The 5,394-nt window shown below is 28.8% G+C and carries 6 protein-coding genes; all 6 read right to left on the reverse strand.

All coding sequences use genetic code 11. The features are described from left to right. Positions 1-94: 94 nt before the first annotated feature. Positions 95-709: a DUF4342 domain-containing protein gene (locus tag I4U58_RS12405; RefSeq protein ID WP_195931656.1), complete on the reverse strand. Its 615-nt coding sequence runs from the start codon at positions 707-709 to the stop codon at positions 95-97. 1 nt (position 710) lies between these two features. Next, a complete protein-coding gene (gene recO, locus I4U58_RS12410) occupies positions 711-1,475 on the reverse strand; it encodes a DNA repair protein RecO (protein ID WP_195931657.1) in 765 nt (254 codons plus the stop codon). Positions 1,476-1,662: 187 nt separating this feature from the next. After that, positions 1,663-3,051, reverse strand: a complete 1,389-nt coding sequence (gene mgtE, locus I4U58_RS12415; RefSeq protein WP_195931658.1) for a magnesium transporter — start codon at positions 3,049-3,051, stop codon at positions 1,663-1,665. 11 nt (positions 3,052-3,062) lie between these two features. Further along, positions 3,063-3,953, reverse strand: a complete 891-nt coding sequence (era, locus tag I4U58_RS12420) for a GTPase Era (RefSeq protein ID WP_195931659.1) — start codon at positions 3,951-3,953, stop codon at positions 3,063-3,065. Positions 3,954-4,143: 190 nt separating this feature from the next. Continuing rightward, positions 4,144-4,866, reverse strand: a complete 723-nt coding sequence (locus tag I4U58_RS12425; RefSeq protein WP_195931660.1) for a diacylglycerol kinase — start codon at positions 4,864-4,866, stop codon at positions 4,144-4,146. 6 nt (positions 4,867-4,872) lie between these two features. Next, positions 4,873-5,334: an rRNA maturation RNase YbeY gene (gene ybeY, locus I4U58_RS12430; RefSeq protein ID WP_195931661.1), complete on the reverse strand. Its 462-nt coding sequence runs from the start codon at positions 5,332-5,334 to the stop codon at positions 4,873-4,875. Positions 5,335-5,394 lie beyond the last annotated feature (60 nt).

Consider the following 5,394-nt stretch of genomic DNA (forward strand, 5'->3'; position numbering starts at 1 on the left):
ATATAAAATTTAATATACAAAAAATTAAGGTAGAGATAAAAATTATCCTACCTAAAATTTTTAATATATAGATGTATTTTTAGTTTATTTTAAATTATTGTTGATTATTGTTGTCGTCTTTTACGTCGTATGATTTTTTATCTAAACTTATTACTATTTCATCATCTTGTTTTTTCATTTCATCATTAGGATAAGTGTTTGATTCTTTATTTTTGTCCATAGCTTCTTTTACGTCTTTTGCTTTATTAGATACCATGTCTTTTATAGTATTGAATTTTTCTTCACTAAATTCTCCTAAATCGATAACAGTATCTCCATCTTCATTAGCTATTTTGATTTTGCATTTTGAAAGTACTGCAGCTGATAATCCAACTAAAGTAAGCATTGGTCCTATTATAACACCTACTACACCTACAGTAAGTGGTATATTTAACATAGTTTCTCCTTTTCTTTCGATGATTAATCTAACAACATTACTTTTCTTTATTAGGTCTAAAACTTGTTCTTTTAGTTCGTCTGTATTTTTCCCAAAGATTTCTGTAGTTTTCTTTGAAGATCCTTTTAAATCACTGTAGTTTGATTCTAAGTATATAATAGCTTCAACTACATTTCCGTCAGTTTTTTGTAATGCTTCTTTAGCTTGTTTATAAGTTGCCTTTGGCAATCTAGCCAATACTTTATCTATGGCTTCTATTGTTACTTGACTCATATTATTCAGCTCCCTTTTTATTTTCTATGCTCTCTATTAAGTTTAATGACTTAAACCCTCTGTTGTCAATATATTGATTTAAATACCTTTTCAATAGTATATCCAATTCTTTTACTATATATTTTGATACTTTTGCTTTATTACATGTCAAAATGTCATTATTTAATATATATTCCATTAGTCTAATAGTTGTTAAATCTATTTTCATATTGTAGTCAAAAAGTTCTCTACAATTTTCGCAGATAACTCCTCCTTCATATATATTAAATACACTATTATTTAGATTTTTATTACCACAATTACTACATCTATTAACTACAGGTCTAAACCCTATATAATCTAAAAACTTTAATTCAAATACATCTTTTATATATATCATGTCTATTTCTTCTTTAGCAAATAGATATAAAGTCTGTGCTAATAAAATAAATAATCTGTTGTTAGTTATCTCGTCTTCTAAATTATAGTCAATAAGTTGAATAATATACGTAGCATATGAAAAAGCATCTAAATTATAAGATATTTCATAAAAACTCTTTATTATTTCAGTTTGAGTTACGCTATACATACTTCCTTGCTTTTTTAAAGTAAAGGTTGAATATGCAAAAACTTGACAAGATGATAAAAGGGCACTTTTAGTCCTTCTCGCACCTTTTGCTATTGCAGATATTTTGCCAAGCTTTCGTGTAAATATAGTTAATATTAAATCATTTTCCTTATATTTTACAGCCCTAAGGACTATTCCTTGGGTGTTTACAATCACCATTATTATTCAACGTCTCCCTTTTCTCGAATTTTTGTTTATTTAAAATTCGATAGTCATATAAATATAGATATGCTTCTATACTTCCAGTTTTTTTAAAAACTTCCCAAAGTAATTTATACATCTAAAAAACCCCCTTCTTACATTTTATTCGTAGTTTTTGTAAGAAGAGGTTAAAAAATTCATCTATTTAAGAAACAATTTTTGACAAAAATATTGTCGTAATTATGAAAAATAACACTACGCCTATCATATCTAATAAAACAGATATAAGAGGTGAAGATATTATAGATATGTCTCCTGATAAATGTTTTAGCATAAGTGGTGTAAAGCTACCTATCATAGAGCCTACAACCATATTTATTAATACACAAATAGCTATTACTACAGCCATATTTAAATTATCTAAGATTAAATAAGCCATTATTCCGATTATAATGGAACATAATAATCCTGTTATCAATCCAACAGCACCTTCTTTTAGTACTGTTTTAAAATCTATATTTTCCTCATTATTGGATAAAGTCATTATTGTAAGTGATGAAGCCTGCATTCCAACACTTCCACCCATACCTAAAATTACAGGTACAAAGCATAGAAATTTAACATAAGTTAACCCTTCTACAAAAGTAGTTTTAGTTAATATGATAGCAGTGAATAATCCCCCTATTAATATTAATATTAACCAAGGAATTCTAGCTCTTACTGATGATGCTATTTGCTCTAACATAGTTGAATTTGGTTTTTCTGCGACATCTCTTTCATGTTCAGAAGACCCAGCCAATTTATATAAATCCTCTGTTGCTTCTTCCTCCATAACATCTATTATATCATCGACAGTTATTATCCCTTTTAGAACATTTTCTCTATCTACAACAGGTATAGCTATTAAATCGTATTTTGATACTAATTTTACTGCTAATTCTCTATCGTCGTCATCGTATACTGAGATAATATTTTCACTCATTAAATCTCCAACAACAACAGAATCTCTAGCTGTTATAAGCTCTCTAAGAGATAATACACCTACTAATTTTTCATCATTATCGACAACGTATATGTAGTAAATAGTCTCAGCATCTTCTGCATTTTGTCTCATATGGTCTATAGCTTCTTTTGCTGTCATATTTTCGTTGACTTCGATATAACCAGTAGTCATTATTCCACCAGTTGATTCTTCTTCATATCCAAGAAGTTTTTTAACGTCTTCGGCGTCTTCTTTATTTAATAGATTTATTATTCTTTGTCTTTCATCTTCGTCTAATTCGCTTAATATATCTGTTAAGTCATCAAGAGACATCTGTTCTAATATGTTTCTTCCATGTTGTACGTCTATTAACGAAAGCATTGTTCTAAAAAAGTCTGATCCGCTTTCCTCTAGTATTGATGCTGATACATCAATTGGTAAAACCTCAAAAAGCTTTACTTTCATTTCTTCATCTAAGTTTTCCATTACATCTAGTATATCCATTGTGTGATATTCTTCTAATAGTTCCCTTAGTTCCAATACTTTATTGTTTTCTAATAAATCATTCACCTGTTCTAACAACAGTCTAGAATCATCATTTTTCCTATCCATATAATCCACCTTTATTTATCATTATATCCAAAATCACTGATGTAATTTTGTAGATTTCTCCAGTTCTCTTTTACTTTTACCCATAATTGGAGATTTATTTTTGAACCTAATAAAAGCTCCATGTCTTCTCTTGCTGATTTTCCTATACCTTTTAATTTTCTACCGTTTTTCCCTATTATGATACCTTTGTGAGAGTCTCTTTCACAGTATATAACAGCTGATATATCTACTATATCTTTGTCATTTCTTGATTTCATTCTCTCAACTTCTACAGCAACTCCATGAGGTACTTCATCATTTAAGTAGTGTAATACTTTTTCTCTTATTAATTCTGAAACAAGCACTCTTTCTGGTTGGTCTGTTATCATATAATCTGGGAAGTATTTTGGACCTTCTTCAAGATACTTTCCTATAACTTTTAATAGTTCATTTACATTTCTTCCTTTAAGAGCTGATATTGGAACTATTTCTTTGAATACTTCTTCTTTTGAATATAAATGCATTAATTCAAATAACTCAGCTTCTTCTAGTTTGTCTATTTTGTTTAAAACTAATATAACTGGAGTTTTTATTCCTTTTAAGTCTTCGATTATTTTTCTATCTCCAGGCCCGATTTTTTTAGAATCATCTACTACGAATAATACTAAATCAACATTTTTAAATGCATCTGTTGCTGATTTTACCATGAACTCGCCTAGTTTATTTTTTGGTTTGTGTATACCTGGTGTATCCAAAAATACAATTTGGCAATCTTCATCAGTGTACACAGCTTGAATTGTGTTTCTTGTAGTTTGAGGTTTGTCACTCATTATAGCTATTTTTTCCCCTACTACGTTATTCATTAATGTTGATTTCCCTACGTTTGGTCTACCTACTATACTAACAAATCCTGATTTGAACATTTACATTTTCTCCTAACTTTCTGTCTTTTACTAATTTTGTTTATTTTGTCATTGCTTAAAAGTCGCCCTTAGCAAAATAATTATGGTAATCATTTTTCGATATTAATCTTATTCATATTCTTACCATAATACTATATTATAACACAAAGATATAATTTAACTATTATCTATTTGCTTTAATTAAATTTTTTTAATAAAAATTAAATATCTTAATTTGGAAGACGAGCATTGCTACTAATATTCCGAGCAATGCTCCCGCTATAGTCTCCCAAAATGTATGTATTTTACCTTCTATACGGCTTTGTGCTACTAACACAGCCATTATATATCCTAAAGCTGCTACAATTGGATTTTCTATAATCATTGTTATAGATGTTGCAAGTGCAAATGCAAGTGCCGCATGACCACTTGGCATTCCACCTTGAAGCGGTGTACCCGTAGCTGTAAGCGCCTTTACTACAACTACAGAAATTAAAACTAATACTATGCATATTAAAGTTACATGCGGATCTGATTTTCTGATTGAAACTATTACTGACTGAGATAAATGCATAAATTTATCATAAAAAATCAAATATCCCACTGCCACCGCATTTAATGATGCAATTAAAACTCCACCTGCTGCTACATCCTTTGCGATTTTTGCCAATGGATGAATCTCATTTGTAGTTAAATCTACTGCATTTTCTACAGCTGTATTAAACATTTCTGATACGATTACTAAACTTATTGATAGTAATAATATCATCATTTCTACTCTACTTAAATTTAGAAATAGACTTATTAAAAGTACTACTACTGCTATAACATAATGGATTTTCATATTTCTTTCGTGTTTAAATGTATATATAACACCTTCAATAGCTGCATTAAATGCCTTTATTATATTTTGGCGTGGTTTGTTTCTTTTCATAAAAACCTACTCCCTTGTTATTCCTAACTTGTTTAAAATATACTCTTCCTTTTGTCTCATTTCTTTTGTATTTTCTTCAGTATCGTGGTCATATCCTAATAAGTGGAACATACTGTGGCAAACTAAGAAGCATACTTCCCTTTCAAAGCTATGGTTGTACTCTTGACTTTGCTCAAACGCTCTTTCTAATGATATTACTATATCTCCTAGAGATTCTTCTCCAAAATCTATACCAAATTCATCTTCTACTAAAAGAGGGAATGATAATACGTCTGTCGCTCTGTCTATTCCTCTATATTCATTATTTAATTGATGTATTTCTTTATTATCTACAAAAGATAAGCTTACTTCATAATTATCATCATAATCTTCATAATCTAAACATTCTAATATAATATCTTTTATTTTTTCTATTAATTCTTCGCTAACTTCTAATTTGTCTTGTCTATCGTCTATTATTAATTCCATAAATTCACCTACTATTTTAAATTTATCTTTCTATTTATTTTATATAGGAAATTATTTAAT

Origin of the sequence: Clostridium sp. 1001270J_160509_D11 (assembly GCF_015667935.1) — a bacterium.
In the GTDB taxonomy this organism is placed as follows: domain Bacteria; phylum Bacillota; class Clostridia; order Peptostreptococcales; family Peptostreptococcaceae; genus Intestinibacter.